Below are 15,198 nucleotides of genomic sequence, written 5' to 3'. Positions count from 1 at the left end.
CTCTTTGGGTCATAAGCCAACCCAGCTGCGTGGCAAAAAGCGCCACACTGCTGGTCTGTCTTATGCCCGGCATAGCTACACGGGCGCCTCCGCTTTTCCTTCTACAGGCAAAAAAATTGAGCGCTGTTGTTTTCGTTGCTATAGTTAATGGCGAGGTGGATAATATGAAAATTGAAGTTTGGTCAGATTATGTGTGCCCATTCTGTTATATAGGCAAGCGAACTTTGGAACAGGCATTGGTTCAATCAGGTTTTGAAAGCCAGGCGGAGATTTCGTTTAAGGCCTATCAACTGGATCCGAATACGCCCATTGATTCTACTGTCCCGACGTATGAAAGTTTAGCGAAGAAATTGGGGCAAACAGTGGAACAGGCGAAAGAGATGACTAAGGGAGTGGCGCAGCATGCCCGCTCGGTTGGTTTGGAATATGATTTCGATAACATGGTGGAAGCCAATACCTTGGCTGCTCATCGTTTGGTGAAATGGGCTGAAACTAAAAACAAGGATGCAGAACTGACTGAACAGCTTATGCACCAGTATTTTGTAGAAGCGAAAAATGTTGGCAGTCATGATATTTTATTGACCATTGCAGAAGCGGTCGGTTTGCCTCGCGATGAAGCGAAGCAAGTATTGGAATCGGATCAATTTATGGCACAGGTCCAGGTTGATATCGCTGAAGCCGGCCAAATTGGCGTACAAGGTGTACCGTTTTTTGTAGTCAACCGCAAATATGCGCTTTCCGGTGCACAGCCGTTGGATGCATTTGTGGAAGCATTGGAGCAGATTGCTGAAGAAGAAGGCATCCGTCCAAAGCTTAAGCCGATGGGTAAGAAGAAAACCAGTTATTGCACAGGAGATTCCTGTGATGGAGTATAAGACCGAGGCAGAGTAATTGACTTATACTCTGCCTTTTCTTATGATAAGAAAGTGCTTTTAATTTGAGATAAATAATTTTAATATAATTAAAGAAGGAGTTTTAACCTAATGACTAACGTTTTAGTAGTAAAAGCAAATAACCGCCCTGCATCTGAAGGGGTTTCAAGCAAGATGTACGAAGTATTCATGGATTCAATCGGCATGGGTACAGAGCTTAACGTAAATACTTTCGATGTATTTAAAGAAGATATGCCGTATTTCGGCCAGGATTTCTTTGATGCTATGCAAAAATCAGCGCAGGCTGAAGAAATGACGGAACTGGAGCAACGCATTTTGACTGCTGCCAACAAAGCAATGGATGCATTCATGGATGCTGACGTTGTTGTATTCGCATTCCCATTATGGAATAAAACAATTCCTGCACCATTACAGACGTTCATCGATTACGTTTACCGTGCAGGCGTTACGTTCAAATATACGGCTGAAGGCCCAGTCGGTCTTGTTCCTGAGAAAAAAGTCATCATCTTGAACGCTCGCGGCGGAGTTTATTCAACACCTGAAATGGCTCCTGCTGAAATGAGCGTCAACTATATCCGCTTGATCATGGACTTCTTCGGCATTACTGATATTGAAGAAGTGATCATCGAAGGACATAATATGTACCCGGATCGCGCTGAAGAAATCATTGCTGATGGCATGAAACGCGTCGAGCAATCTGCAAATTCATTAGTAAAAGTATACGCATAAGTTTTTAATGAAGGACTGCCCTTAAAGGGCGGTCCTTTTTTTGCTTTAAAAGGCGTTTGGACAGTAAATCTGCCGGAGTGGACAGTAAACCACCTCGATTGGACAGTATTTCTGAGATTTGGACAGTATTTCAGCCGTTTCGGACAGTATGTCCAAATAACTGGGAAATTTGGCGCTAAAAGCGAGAACCTGATTAGGATTTTTCTATGGGGGTAGACATTTACTAAAAGCTTTCTTGAGGAGGAACGGCATGGTGCAGAGTGATAACGTGAGTCGGGTTCCAGAAGTGCAGAAGTCATATTGGCGAGAGTACAAAGATATTCCAAGCTATCCCGCTTTACAGGCAAATGAGTCGACAGATATTGCGGTTGTTGGTGGAGGGATGGTTGGGATCATCAGTGCCTACCTATTGGCCAAAGCCGGAAAAAAAGTAACCTTGATTGATGCCGGAAAATTAGTGGATGGAGTGACAGGCTATACGACTGCCAAAATTACGGCGCAACACGGGTTGTTTTATTATCCGCTGGTCAAGCTTGTGGGAGAAGAGCAGGCGAAGCTGTATTACCAGGCGAATATGGATGGCTTAAAGTTCATTGAAGAAACTGCCGAAGAGCTTGGCATCGATTGTGACTTTTCGCATCATAATGCATTTGTCTATGCCAATACTGCGGCAGGGGCGAAATTGGTGGAGAAAGAAGCGGAGACCTATCAGCAGCTGGGCATTGATGGCGAGTTGGCGAAAGATGAAGTTGAATTGCCGTTCCAGGTGAAAGAAGCGGTGGTCATGCGCAACCAGGCGCAGTTTCATCCGGTGAAATTCCTGGCAGGGCTGGTAAAAGAGATTGAGCGATTGGGCGGTACGATTTATGAACAAACCCGTGCGATGAAAATCCTCAGTAAAAATGATCCGGTCATCCAAACCGAAAACCTTTCGCATTTATCGTGCAATAAAGTCATCGTAGCGACGCATTACCCATTCAATGATTTTGACGGGATGTACTTTTCCCGTCTCTCTGTCAACCGTTCGTATATCATCGCGGCCAAAGTAAACGGCAAGATTCCGAATGATATGTACATCAGTGGGGATATGCCTTCCCGTTCCTTGCGCTATGCAACAGATGAAAACGGAGAAAAGCTGCTGCTGATCGGGGGCGATGGCCATGCGACAGGCAAAAGTTCCAGCGAAACCATGGAACATTACCACAACCTCGAGAAATTTGGAGACGAGCATTTCGGCATTCAGGAAATTCCGTATCGCTGGTCTGCACAGGACATGACGACGCTCGATCAAATCCCTTACATCGGGACCGTCACTGCAGGATATGACAATATCCTGGTGGCTACCGGTTTCCATAAATGGGGAATGTCGAATGGGGCATTAGCCGGCATGATGCTGACAGATCAGATTTTGGGCAAGGAAAACCGCTATGCACCAGTCTTCAGTCCGACCCGTTCGAAAATGAAGGCGGTAGACGCCGCAAGTTTTGCGAAAGACAACGCATCGGTTGCCAAGGAATTGGTCAAAGGAAAACTGAAAAGGGCTTCCAAAACAGTCGATGATCTTGGCAAAGACGAAGGTGCATTGGTCAAAGTCGGCAAGAAGAAAGCCGGCGGTTATCGCGATGAATACGGACAGGTGCATCTGGTAGATACGACCTGCACCCACATGGGATGCGAAGTTAACTGGAATGACGCGGAGCGTTCCTGGGACTGTCCATGCCACGGTTCCCGTTTCTCCCATACCGGAGAAGTGTTGAATGGTCCGGCTGTTAAACCGTTGAAGAAGATAGAACAGGAATACTGAAATGCGGAAGCTGCCGTTTAGATTTGACGGGCATAAGACGCTCCGGCGAAGCGGTGTTTCCTCAACCGCATAGCTGGGTTGACTTATGAGCCTAGAATCTGGCAGCTGAAGCTGGACAATAAGAAAAGTAGAAGTGCCTGTTCAGCTCTGACAGGTGTAAGATGAGCTGGCGAAACGGCATGTTTTCAGCCGCACAACCGGATCGGCTTACATCCCGAAGAGCTAGGCACTGAACTAGACACCTGGAGTGACTTATGACCCTAGAATCGGACAGCGGAAGCTGGACAATAAAAAAAGCAGTGCGAGGATTTTTCCTCGCACTGCTTTTTTGACTTTCTTGTTGGCTGATAGAACAGCCATTTCCACTTTTCTTGATTAGGCTGGGTTGCCTTCTAATTCCAAAGTGATTTTGATGTCTTCGCCGACCATTACGCCGCCTGTTTCAAGTGCCTGGTTCCATGTAAGGCCGAAATCTTTACGGTTTACTTTGCCTTCTACATTGAATGCAACGACTTCAACGCCCCATGGGTTTGTTGCTTTGCCGCCGTACTCCACTTCAAACGTAGTAGGACGGGTAACGCCTTTCATCGTCAGGTCGCCAGTCAATTCGTATTCGTCGCCTTTTTTAACGATGTCATTCGCTTTGAATGTGATGTATGGGAATTGCTCAGCGTCAAAGAAATCAGCAGAGCGAAGGTGATTGTCGCGATCTGTGTTATTCGTATTGATGCTTGCTACATCGATTTTGAAGTCGATCAATGCGCCTTGCAGATCTTCTTCATTTGCTTCAACGGTTGCTTCGTATGATGAGAAAGAGCCTTTTACTTTTGAAATCATCATGTGTTTTACTGAGAATCCGACTTCCGAGTGTGCTGTGTCTACTGTCCATTTTTTCATGTTAAATTCCTCCTAGATATGTTGTTCTGCACCTAATATAACAAGATGAAATCTCGATGTCAATAGTTATTAATTAATAATTCTCGAATTCGAGATAATAATTTATTGGACTTTTGTACCGAAGAACGTTATATTGCTTGTCAAATCGGGATGAAAATCGGATACTAGTAGAAGTTAAAAGTTTAGAAGGGATTTGCTTTGAATGACGAAAGAACAATGGCTGACGGATTTGCGCGGTTTTTTAACCGATGATCACGTCAAAATGGATGAACCGCTACACCTTCATACATTAACTAAAATGGGTGGGCCAGCTGATATTTTTGTGACACCGACTACTGAAGATGAAACTGCATATACAGTTAAATACGCATATGAAAACAATATACCATTGCTGCTTCTTGGGAATGGATCCAATATGGTCGTTCGTGACGGAGGATTCCGTGGAATCGTCCTAACTTTGAAGAGTTTGCAGGCGATTCAAATAGAAGGGACGAGAGTTTATGCGCAAGGCGGGGCGAACATCAAGAAAGTCTCGAAAACTGTTGCAGCGAAACAACTGACCGGATTTGAGTTCGCTTGTGGAATCCCAGGTTCCATCGGTGGAGCCATGGCGATGAATGCTGGCGCTTATGGCGGAGAAATTAAAGACATCATTATACAAGCGACAGTTCTTTCGAAAGAAGGAGAGAAACTGATTTTATCCAAAGAAGATTTGGAGCTCGGCTATCGCAAGAGCATCATCACCAAAAAAGGATTTTACGTCTTGTCGGCAGAGTTTGAGTTGGAAGTCGGCAAACAAACAGTCATTGATGCGAAAATGAGTGAACTGACTTATCAGCGTGAAACGAAACAGCCTTTGGAATTTCCTTCTGCAGGAAGTGTCTTCAAACGTCCGCCTGGTAATTTCGCCGGTAAATTGATTCAGGACAGCGGTTTGCAGGGACGCGGATTTGGCGGAGCGGAAGTTTCCACTAAACACGCTGGATTTATCGTCAATAAAAATAATGCATCCGCGAATGATTATATCCAGACAATCGAGATGGTCAAAGCGGCGGTCCAGGAGAAGTTCGGAATTGATTTAGAGCTTGAAGTGAAGATTGTAGGAGAAGACCAAGTTTAATCAGAAAGATGTCCCAGCTCTGGGACATCTTTTTTTATGCGGATGGAAGGGGCAGAGGGATTATTTTATTCTCAAAAAAGGGATTTATCCTTCGCCAGTCGAATAAACATCATTAGGAAAAAGGGGGCAAGACCATGAGGGGGAAAGTGAAAAATAAAAGGTGGTTGAAATGGCTTCTGGCTGTACTGGGTGTTCTTGTCACAGTTGCGGTTGCTGGATTGATTTTTGTAAACGTTTACATAGGGAAGTCCAAACCGCTCATTGAAGGAGAAGCGGCAGTTGCGATACTGGACAGCGATGTTACCGTCATCCGTGACGACATCGGGGTTCCGCATATACAGGCGGACACAGATGCCGACCTTTACCGGGCACAAGGATATGTACAGGCGCAGGATCGCATGTTCCAAATGGATTTATCCCGTAGGCAGGCCAGCGGGCAATTGGCGGAAGTGATTGGAGCGGATGCGCTCGATACCGATAAGTTTTTCCGGACCTTCAGTTTGCGGAATGCTGCTGAAAAGTCGTGGGATGGCTATGACGCGGAAGCCAAGCAAGTTCTGGAATGGTACGCAGAAGGCGTCAATGCCTATATGGAAGAAGCGAAAGAAAATGGCGGCCTCAGCTTCGAATTCGCTTTGCTCGGATACGAGCCTACCGAATGGACGCCTGTCGACTCTTTGACGATCGGAAAGTTTATGGCTTATGACCTTGGGGGGCATTGGAATACACTTGCCGTCCGCCACTGGGCATTAAATGAATTTCCTGAAGACAAGGCCCGTGAGCTGTTTATCGAATATCCGGAAACGGCGCCGTCGATTTTGGCGGCGAACAAAAAGCAGCCCGTCCAAGTGGCCGGTGAGTTTGATGCTTCTGTCATTCCGCCTGAATTTAATGGCAGCAACAACTGGGTGGTGGCAGGAGACAAAACGGCGAGCGGCAAACCACTGCTTGCGGACGATCCGCATCTCGGGCTCAGTACACCGTCCATCTGGTATCAGATGCATTTGGAATCCCCTGAACAAAATGTCAGCGGCGTCATTTTTGCCGGCATTCCAGGAATCATCCTCGGCCATAACGAAGAAATCGCGTGGGGCGTCACCAATGTGGGGCCAGACGTTCAGGATCTCTATATCGAAACCCCAAATCCGGAAGATCCGACACAATTCCGGTATGAAGGTGAATGGGAACAGGCAGAGGTAAGAGAAGAGCCGATCAAGGTCAAGGACGGAGAAACGGAAGACTTTGAAGTACTGGTGACGAGGCATGGCCCTGTCGTTTCGAACGTCTTATACGATGAAGAAGAGCCGGGAGCCGTGTTTTCGATGCAATGGACGGCTCTCGAGCCGACTTTAGAGCTGCAGGCGGTTCTAAATTTCAATAAAGCATCCAATTGGAAAGAATTCGAATTGGCGCTGGAGGACTTCCAGGCGCCTGCACAGAACTTTGTCTTTGCCTCCACTGATGGAACCATCGCCTATAAAGCCAATGGCCGCATCCCAATCCGCAAATCCGGAGATGGCCAGCTGCCGGTTCCGGGAGATTCGGCGGAATATGGGTGGGAGGGCTATGTGCCTTTTGATGAATTGCCGCGGTCAGTCAATCCGGAAAGCGGGTTCATTGCCACTGCGAACAATGAAGTCATCGATGATTCCTATCCGTATCACATCACAGATTTCTGGGCGCAGCCATATCGCTACGAACGGATTGCCGAAGTTTTGGAAGCATCGGACGATTTGACGGCACAGGATATGATGGACTTGCAGATGGATCAGAAGAATTTGTATGCAGCGGAATTTTTGGACGAAATGATTGCAGCTGTGCGCAGTGAAACTGACGAACATGATGAAGTGCTCACGATGCTGGAGAAGTGGGATCAGGTCGACAGCCAAGAACAGGCCGCACCTTTGGTATTCCATAAATGGATAAAACAATTGCCTGAGACGTTATTGGCAGAGGAATTTCCGGAGGATGTCTTTGACATGCTGTCAGGCAAGAACCACATTACCGATGAAATGATGCGGGGTGCTTTCGCTGGTGAAGAAGGTGTGTGGGTAACGGAATACGGTGGCGTGGAAAAATGGCTTGTGGATGCTCTCGAGGCAGCGGTCGCCGAAATTGATGATGAGCAAGGAAACGACCTGGCCGACTGGACATGGGGCGAACATCATCAATTGACCTTCCCGCATCCACTTGCAGGAGCGTCCCCGATATTTGCCGAATTCTTGAACCCGGATCCTGTACCGATCGGAGGCTCCAATATTACAGTACAAGCAGCCGCGTCTACATCAGAAGGCAATGTGAATCACGGGGCATCCTGGCGGTTTGTGGCGGACCTCGCTGATTTATCGAGTGCCTATCACATTGTCGGCCCTGGTTTGAGCGGACATTTGAAATCGGACTACTTCCATAATCAAGTGGACGATTGGGCGGAGGGCGATTTCCACGAAACAGAAATTGAAGACGAAGTGGAAGGATCAACATTAACGCTGAAGGCTCAATAAGATAGATTCAAAAATCGTTTGTAAACGTCTATGTAAACTCGCGAACGTTCGTAAAGTGTTTTGATACTTTTACGAACGTTCTTTTTGTGTTTTTTAGTTGTTTTTTGAAGCGTTCGTAAATGTGTACTTTAACGAACGCTATTTCTTCTTGATTTTTTTACATAAAATGGATTAAACCTTATTCAGTTTCATTTCCAACTGTTACGATTTGAAATATATCGAAGATGAAGAAAATTTATTAGTTGCTGTATATGAATTGATGAATTGTAAGTATAAACAGTCACGACTCAACATTTCTAATAATATTTTTTTTGGACAACTTACGAAAAGGCGGCTATCATGAAATGAATTAGGAATTCGAAAGGAAAGAATGCTATTGACGACTATAAAAGATGTAGCTAAAGAAGCTGGAGTTGCAGTAGCCACTGTTTCAAGGGTTTTGAATAACAGAGGATATTTAAGTGATTCAACCAGAAAAAAGGTTTATGAAGCGATGGAACGGCTGAACTATAAGCCAAATGAAATATCAAGATCCTTATTCAGAAAAAAATCAAATATTCTAGGGGTCATCGTTCCAAGCGTATCCCATCCATTTTTTTCTGAGTTGGTAGGCCATATCGAGTATTTTGCTTATCAGGCTGGTTATAAAGTGTTAATTTGCAATTCCTATGCCGATAACGGTAAAGAGAGAGAGTACTTAGAGATGATCAGCAGTAACCAGGTAGATGGTTTTATAGGGGCCATCTATACTTCCAATTCGGATGACTACATTAAGCCGGACATGCCTCTTGTAACTTTGGATATGAACATTAATGGTTTGCCTTATATTACTTCGGATCATTACAATGGCGGAGAAATAGCAACCAATTTTCTGATAGATCGGGGCTGCAAAAAAATTGCCCACATATGTGGTGATTTAGAAATCGATATTTTAGCAAATAATCGGAGCAAGGCTTTTATTAATGTAACGAAAAAACAAAATATAAACAGTGTACTTGAAGAGTCAAAACTGTCCAGGTTTGATGAATATAAAAAAACAGTGATCAAAATGTTTGAAGAACATCCGGAGATTGACGGGGTTTTTGCGAGCAGTGACATAATAGCAGCTTCAGTGATACATGTCGCCGGATTGAATGGGAAAAGCATTCCCGAAGATATCAAAATTGTCGGGTATGATGATATTGACATGGCAGCCATGACGGTTCCTCCGATAACCACAATAAAACAGGACATTGAAAAAATTGGAGAATTGGCTGTGAAAACATTGCTCAATAAAATAGAGGGCAAGGAAGTAACCTTGGAAAATATTTTGCCTGTAGAATTAGTGGAAAGAGAAACCACTTAAAAAAGATACAATTATATTAAATACTTAAGATTTCAAAATCTTAAGTATTTTTTAATATTCATTATATTAACCGGTTGACACATATATGTTAACCGGTTAACATATTAAGAAATGTAAACGGTTACTTCATTCTGCTTTCGAACTGATTTTGGAAAAATGAAGGCGTTTACAAATACAACTGCACATTTCGAAACGACGAAAAGTAGAATGGAGGACAAAATGAAACTTTTAACAAATTCAGCTGACCCTACTGCACAACTTGGTGTAGTCGAAAGAAGCGCCTACATGAGCGGGAATATAGGTATCGCATTCATTAACACGGTTGTAGCTTCTTTTATTATGTTCTACTATACCGATGTATTATTGCTGAACGCCGGAATTATCGGAACAATCATATTGGTTTCACGATTACTGGACGGAGTAACTGACATTTTGATGGGTTTCATCGTAGACCGGACATATTCTAAACACGGAAATGCACGAGTTTGGATTATACGTGCCTGTGTTCCATTTGCGATAAGTGGCATTCTTTTGGTGACAGTACCGGCAGGGTCTACAGAACTTATTCAATATATTTATGTATTCATCACATACAATCTTTTCAACTCTATATTTTTGACTGCACTTTACGTCCCATTCAATGCCTTGGTTGTTAATATTACAAGCAATCCTTATGAGCGAGGATTGCTCGGAATTTTTGCGATGATGGGAGCAGGGATTGGTACGATGTTGGTTCAATCGACGATAGATGCCGCCACGAAAGCACTTGGCGGTGATACGACAGCATGGCAGATTGTAATAGCGATTTATGCACTATGTGGCCTAATCGGACACTTAATTTGCTTTTACTTTACACGAGAGCGAAGTGGGGAAACCCCTGAAAGTCTAAAAAATAAGCAAAAGGTAGAAGTAAAACCTGTTTTAAAAGCACTTTTCACCAATCAATACTGGCTGATCGCTATAGGGGTTGTGTTTTTAGCTTTATTTGCTACCAGTATGCTTGGAGGATCTGGAATGTATTATGCAAAAGGGCTGCTCGGTGATACTTCCTACTATGCTTCCTTTGCAAACGCCATTACAATTGCCCAGCTTTTAACTTTGATAACTTCGTTTATTTTTATCAAAAAGTATGGAAAGAGAAATACCATGTTAGCAGGGATGGCAATTCTTACAGTTGCCAGTTTACTGCAAGGACTTATTGGCGATACGTTGGCATTGATCATCTTCTTTAGTGCATTAAAAGGAGTCGGTGCTGGAGTTGCAGCCGGCAGTGTATATGGTTTAGTGGCAGATACCATTGACTACGGAGAATGGAAAAGCGGCATCAAATCCGAAGGTGTGGGTATGGCAGCTTTAACGTTTGCGACAAAAGTTGCGCAAGGTTTTTCAGTTGTTCTGATAGGTTGGCTGATTGAACTGGGACAATATGATCCGATAGCGGTTCTGCAATCCCAAAGTGCCCTAATGGCTATTAACATAAGCCACAATTATATCCCGATGCTATGCGGTGCACTGGCATGTTTATTACTGTGGTTCTATAAATTGGATAAAATCTATCCGGAAATACAAGAAGAATTAGCAGAACGCAGATTGCAGGCAAAAAATGAACGTTAAGGAAGTGGCTAAACTGTTTGATTACAACAAGAGCATTCCATTTAATAATAAAGAGGTGGATGTCTTATCGGTAGGTGAACTTCTGATTGACATGATCGCCACAGAGTATAGTGACAGCTTCGAGAGCAAGACTTATAACAAGTTTTTTGGCGGAGCCCCTGCAAATATTGCGGTGAATGTAAGCAGATTAGGTGGCAAATCGCTGATTGCAGCGACTGTCGGGAAAGACGGATTAGGGCAATTTCTGATAAATCAATTAAAAAAAGAAGGCTTGGATACAGATCTTATCCAGCAAAGTGATTATTCAACGAGTATGGTCATGATCACGAAAAGTAAAAGTACGCCTATCCCTATTTTTTACAGAGATGCCGATTATCATTTAGCCTATAGTGATAAGCTGGAAGAAGCGATAAAGAAATCGAGAATCGTTCATTTTTCCTGCTGGCCGGTTTCAAGAATGCCCGCTCGGAATACGATAGAAAAGATTATTGAAACGGGCAGAAGGAATGATTGTTTGGTATGTTTTGATCCAAATTATCATCATTCAATCTGGCCAAAAGATGAGGATGGAATTTCATATGTCAAATCAATGATAAGCAAAGTTGATATCGTGAAACCATCCGAAGTGGATGCAGAAAGACTGTTTGGCCAGGATACCCATGAAAATCAAGTAGCCAAGTTCATCGAGCTTGGCGCAAAACTTGTCATCATGACCCTAGGAAGTGAAGGAGCCATCGTCTCTAATGGACGGGAAACGATCAAATTCAATACGCTGGCAACCGAAATTGCCGATACGACTGGGGCAGGAGATGCTTTTTGGTCAGGCTTTTATACGGCTGCTGTAAAAGGATATACATTAAAAGACGCTCTATCACTAGGCTTTGCAGTAAGTGCTTATAAATTAAAACATGTTGGCGCGCTGGTGAATTTGCCGAAACTTGAAACTATAAAGGAACTATATAAAACACAAGTATAAAAGGATGATTATCAATGCAATATTTTGAGAGAGAAGTCCCTGAAAAACATGGTATAAGTTCTATGGATATTATCAGATTCCTGAACGCCACAGAAGAAATCAAGAGCCATCTGCATTCCTTCATTCTCCTGAAAGATGGAGCCGTTATCGCAGAAGGCTATCACTATCCTTATGAGCCGGAGCAGGTAAGGCTGCTCCATTCAGGAAGCAAAACGTTTACTGCTGTTGCAGTAGGAATTGCGACGGGCGAAAAACGATTAACACTGGAAGACAAAGTGATCGACTTTTTTCCTGAATATAAAGATGTTGAAATGGACGCGAAATTCCCCCTGATGACAGTGAAGCATCTTCTTGAGATGGCGACAGGTCATAGCGGGGATTCTCTTTTCACTATTGCCGACAAAGAAAACTGGATAGAAGCATTTATAAAAGCGCCGTTAAAAAACGAGCCGGGGACCGAATTCCTATATGATTCGGGAGCAACATTCATGCTTTCGGCGATCATTTCCAAAGCGACTGGTATGTCGTTGGAAGAGTACCTTAAACCGAGACTGTTTGAACCGTTGGAGATAACGGACTATGAATGGGACAGCAAGGACGGGGTCACAACTGGCGGATGGGGTCTGATGATTAAACCTGAAGATTTTGCGAAACTGGGCATGCTGTTTCTGAATAAAGGCGAGTTCAATGGCAAAAGAATCCTTGATGAATCCTGGATAGAACTGGCATCATCCGAACAAGTAGCGACATCCAATATTGAGATTCGGGAAGACTGGGCGCAAGGGTACGGTTTTCAAATGTGGAGGGGCAGCGAAAATACGTATAGAGCAGACGGTGCATTCGGCCAATTCTGTGTCATAGCACCGGATAAAAACCTTGTGGCAGTAATGACTTGCGAAGATGCGGATTCCCAGGAACTGCTTTCAGCATTCTACGGAAATATTGTCAGTAAGGCAAAAGACAGCAACTTATTTGCCAACAGTGATTTACAGGATGAACTCTCAAGAATGTTAAGTAATAAGTCAAAACCGTTCGTATATGATGCCACAACTTCTTATATGGAAAGAAGAGTGAATGAGAAAGTATATACGATCCGTCTCACTGGTAAAGATATGCCCATAACTTTTGATTTCCGCGGCAGTGACCTGAAAATTTCAATCGGAGAGACGCAAGTAATCGAAAGTTCCAAAGTGTCATTTAAAAAAGGAGTGATGGATTGTGAAATTGCTCCAGTGACATTTATAAAATTTTTCGACCGTTCAAACAGAAGGTGGAAATATGCCGCTTCTCATGAATGGCAGAATGATGAAACACTGGTCATCCATGTGTATTATACGGAAACCGCGCATAGACAACAGCTCGAACTCAAATTCAGCGAAGATGCAGTTGAGATGAGAATTATCAGCGGTCTTAAAAAACTTTTGGAAGCAAATGGAGCTCTGAGTTCCATTCCGATTGCCTATAAGGATATTTTGATTTATGGAACTTCATCTTGAAGCAAGGAAGATTAGAAGGAATGGGGGAAAGCGGAAATGAGCTATTTTCAAGTAGTTGAAATTGATGACCATACGTGGCGGATTGAGGATCCGTTAAAAGTCTATATGTACCTGGTGGAGGGCACGGAGTCGGCATTATTAATCGATACAGGGACGGGATTTGACGGCTTGGACACTCTTGTCCACAGCTTAACGGTAAAACCGGCCCAAGTGATGAATACCCATGGCCATATAGACCATATAGGCTCGAATTATCTGTTCGATAAAGTATATATTCCGGAAATGGACAAAGAAACACTCAAAGAGCATACGAGTTTGGAATTCAAAAAAACGGTTATAACCGAACTGCTGGGAAACATTGATTCAGAGGAAGTAAAGGCGGCAATCCCAAAACTGCTCTCTCTTCCGGAAAATAAAAACCTTCATTTTATAAAAGAAGGCCATATTTTTGACTTGGGGGAAAGACAACTGGAAACCATCTGGACTCCCGGACATTCAACCGGGTCTGTTTGCCTGTTGGATAAAGAGAACCGTCAGTTATTTGGCGCAGATACGGTGTGTGCGCAAGGAGTTCTCCTGCACCTGAATCATTCTGAACCTGTTGCAAGTTTTAAGGAATCCTTAAATAAGCTGTACAGCAGAAAAGATGAATTCGATGCTATCTATCCAGGACACCACGACGTACCTATTGATGCAGAATATATCAGAGAGTATATTGAGTGTGCAGATTTGATCATGAGCGGTGAAGCTGCTGCTGTTCCACTGCCTGAAAGTGTATTAGGAAGCGGCTATCTGGCCATGCATAAAAGGGTAAGCATCGCTTTTAAAGAGTCGGATCTAAATGAGAAAGCGAAGTAACGGCAATTAATTAAAACAGGGGGATCAATAATGAAATTACACCTCATAAAAGCATATTCTAAAGTCCTTTGGCTTTTTCTGAATCCGTCAACGAGAAAATTCAACATCTCAAATAGTGTGAAAGATGTAATGAATGTATCCTATTCCAATCTTAAGGGCAATCACTATAAACTGGATATCCATTATCCTGAAAATGCTTCTGGCCCATTGCCGATCGTTGTGTATATCCACGGTGGCGGGTGGGTCATCGGCGATAAGTCTTCAACAAGAGGTTATTGCCGAAAACTGGCGGATAGTGGCTACCTCGTTTTTAATGTAAATTATGGTTTGGGTCCGAAATATACACATCCTGATCCTTTACATCATATTATTGCTGCGATTGATTGGATAAAAGAGAATTGTGCACGATATAACGGAGATCCGAACAAATTTTTCCTGGCCGGCGAATCAGCGGGAGCGCATCTGGCAAGCCTTATCACCTGCATTTGCACCAATGAAAAATTGGAGAAAGATATCGACGCAGTAGCCCCGTTAACACGTGAACAATTAAAAGGAGCGGTGCTTTTTTGCGGAGCGTTTGATTTTGATACGGCACTGGAATCAGGCTTTCCATTAGTAAAAGAAAGCATTATGGGATATACAGGATCAACTGACCTTAAAAAATATCCACTTGCGGGTCAGGTTTCTCCTCTGCATCATGTAACAGAAAACTATCCTCCCGTATTTTTAACTTCAGGAGAAGTAGATCCGCTTCATAAATCACAGACAATGGCAATGATTCAAAAGCTGGACAGTCAAGGTGTAGAGCATGAAGAGCTGTTATATGACGGCACTGTCGCGGAAGCTTCCCACGGCTTTCATATATTCGCAAAAAGAAAAACTGCTATGGAAGCGTTGGATGCGTTGACAGATTTTATGAAAAGAAAAACAAGCGACAAGTCCCAACCCGTTTCCTTAGGTTAATG

12 protein-coding genes are annotated in these 15,198 nt (G+C 43.6%); 11 read left to right on the top strand and 1 reads right to left on the bottom strand.

Going from position 1 to position 15,198, the window contains the following annotated elements; genetic code table 11:
• The first annotated feature begins 164 nt into the window (after positions 1–164).
• The 3 genes from Q0785_RS16740 to Q0785_RS16730 all read left to right on the top strand — a co-directional run bounded on the left by Q0785_RS16740 (position 165) and on the right by Q0785_RS16730 (position 3,426).
• Positions 165–875: a DsbA family oxidoreductase gene (locus Q0785_RS16740; protein WP_223637018.1), complete on the top strand. Its 711-nt coding sequence runs from the start codon at positions 165–167 to the stop codon at positions 873–875.
• Positions 876–983: 108 nt separating this feature from the next.
• Positions 984–1,622 carry an FMN-dependent NADH-azoreductase gene (locus Q0785_RS16735; RefSeq protein ID WP_223637015.1) on the top strand — a complete coding sequence of 213 codons (639 nt, stop codon included), beginning with the start codon at positions 984–986 and terminating at the stop codon, positions 1,620–1,622.
• A 250-nt stretch (positions 1,623–1,872) separates the two neighbouring features.
• Positions 1,873–3,426, top strand: coding sequence for an FAD-dependent oxidoreductase (locus Q0785_RS16730; RefSeq protein WP_298832567.1), 1,554 nt, complete (start codon positions 1,873–1,875; stop codon positions 3,424–3,426).
• Between the two features lie 375 nt (positions 3,427–3,801).
• Here Q0785_RS16730 and Q0785_RS16725 read toward each other — a convergent pair whose 3' ends face one another.
• Entirely contained in the window at positions 3,802–4,323 is a 522-nt protein-coding gene (locus Q0785_RS16725) for a YceI family protein (RefSeq protein WP_223637012.1), read from the bottom strand.
• Positions 4,324–4,525: 202 nt separating this feature from the next.
• Between Q0785_RS16725 and murB the strand changes: the two genes are divergently transcribed.
• The 8 genes from murB to Q0785_RS16685 all read left to right on the top strand — a co-directional run bounded on the left by murB (position 4,526) and on the right by Q0785_RS16685 (position 15,196).
• Positions 4,526–5,443, top strand: a complete 918-nt coding sequence (gene murB, locus Q0785_RS16720) for a UDP-N-acetylmuramate dehydrogenase (RefSeq protein ID WP_298832562.1) — start codon at positions 4,526–4,528, stop codon at positions 5,441–5,443.
• 134 nt (positions 5,444–5,577) lie between these two features.
• Entirely contained in the window at positions 5,578–7,944 is a 2,367-nt protein-coding gene (locus Q0785_RS16715; RefSeq protein ID WP_298832559.1) for a penicillin acylase family protein, read from the top strand.
• 370 nt (positions 7,945–8,314) lie between these two features.
• Positions 8,315–9,289, top strand: a complete 975-nt coding sequence (locus Q0785_RS16710; RefSeq protein ID WP_366522844.1) for a LacI family DNA-binding transcriptional regulator — start codon at positions 8,315–8,317, stop codon at positions 9,287–9,289.
• 219 nt (positions 9,290–9,508) lie between these two features.
• Complete coding sequence (locus Q0785_RS16705) at positions 9,509–10,903, top strand: MFS transporter (protein ID WP_298832553.1); 1,395 nt, start codon at positions 9,509–9,511, stop codon at positions 10,901–10,903.
• Positions 10,893–11,879, top strand: coding sequence for a carbohydrate kinase family protein (locus Q0785_RS16700; RefSeq protein ID WP_298832550.1), 987 nt, complete (start codon positions 10,893–10,895; stop codon positions 11,877–11,879). The genes Q0785_RS16705 and Q0785_RS16700 overlap by 11 nt, the downstream gene beginning before the upstream one ends.
• Positions 11,880–11,941: 62 nt before the next feature.
• On the top strand, positions 11,942–13,375 hold the full coding sequence (locus Q0785_RS16695) for a serine hydrolase (protein ID WP_298832547.1): 1,434 nt from the start codon (positions 11,942–11,944) through the stop codon (positions 13,373–13,375).
• Positions 13,376–13,411: 36 nt separating this feature from the next.
• Positions 13,412–14,233: an MBL fold metallo-hydrolase gene (locus Q0785_RS16690; RefSeq protein ID WP_298832544.1), complete on the top strand. Its 822-nt coding sequence runs from the start codon at positions 13,412–13,414 to the stop codon at positions 14,231–14,233.
• 30 nt (positions 14,234–14,263) lie between these two features.
• Positions 14,264–15,196, top strand: a complete 933-nt coding sequence (locus Q0785_RS16685; RefSeq protein WP_298832541.1) for an alpha/beta hydrolase — start codon at positions 14,264–14,266, stop codon at positions 15,194–15,196.
• Positions 15,197–15,198 lie beyond the last annotated feature (2 nt).

Origin of the sequence: uncultured Planococcus sp., from assembly GCF_947501725.1 — a bacterium.
Lineage (GTDB): Bacteria > Bacillota > Bacilli > Bacillales_A > Planococcaceae > Planococcus > Planococcus donghaensis_C.
Note: the sequence above shows the minus strand (reverse complement) of the source record. Positions and strands in the feature narration are given on the sequence as shown.

Bases quoted from the DNA above. Each gene is read 5' to 3' on its own strand.
- Q0785_RS16740 (WP_223637018.1), top strand. From the start codon at position 165: ATGAAAATTGAAGTTTGGTCAGATTATGTGTGCCCATTCTGTTATATA.
- Q0785_RS16735 (WP_223637015.1), top strand. From the start codon at position 984: ATGACTAACGTTTTAGTAGTAAAAGCAAATAACCGCCCTGCATCTGAA.
- Q0785_RS16730 (WP_298832567.1), top strand. From the start codon at position 1,873: ATGGTGCAGAGTGATAACGTGAGTCGGGTTCCAGAAGTGCAGAAGTCA.
- Q0785_RS16725 (WP_223637012.1), bottom strand. From the start codon at position 4,323: ATGAAAAAATGGACAGTAGACACAGCACACTCGGAAGTCGGATTCTCA.
- murB (WP_298832562.1), top strand. From the start codon at position 4,526: ATGACGAAAGAACAATGGCTGACGGATTTGCGCGGTTTTTTAACCGAT.
- Q0785_RS16715 (WP_298832559.1), top strand. From the start codon at position 5,578: ATGAGGGGGAAAGTGAAAAATAAAAGGTGGTTGAAATGGCTTCTGGCT.
- Q0785_RS16710 (WP_366522844.1), top strand. From the start codon at position 8,315: ATGCTATTGACGACTATAAAAGATGTAGCTAAAGAAGCTGGAGTTGCA.
- Q0785_RS16705 (WP_298832553.1), top strand. From the start codon at position 9,509: ATGAAACTTTTAACAAATTCAGCTGACCCTACTGCACAACTTGGTGTA.
- Q0785_RS16700 (WP_298832550.1), top strand. From the start codon at position 10,893: ATGAACGTTAAGGAAGTGGCTAAACTGTTTGATTACAACAAGAGCATT.
- Q0785_RS16695 (WP_298832547.1), top strand. From the start codon at position 11,942: ATGGATATTATCAGATTCCTGAACGCCACAGAAGAAATCAAGAGCCAT.
- Q0785_RS16690 (WP_298832544.1), top strand. From the start codon at position 13,412: ATGAGCTATTTTCAAGTAGTTGAAATTGATGACCATACGTGGCGGATT.
- Q0785_RS16685 (WP_298832541.1), top strand. From the start codon at position 14,264: ATGAAATTACACCTCATAAAAGCATATTCTAAAGTCCTTTGGCTTTTT.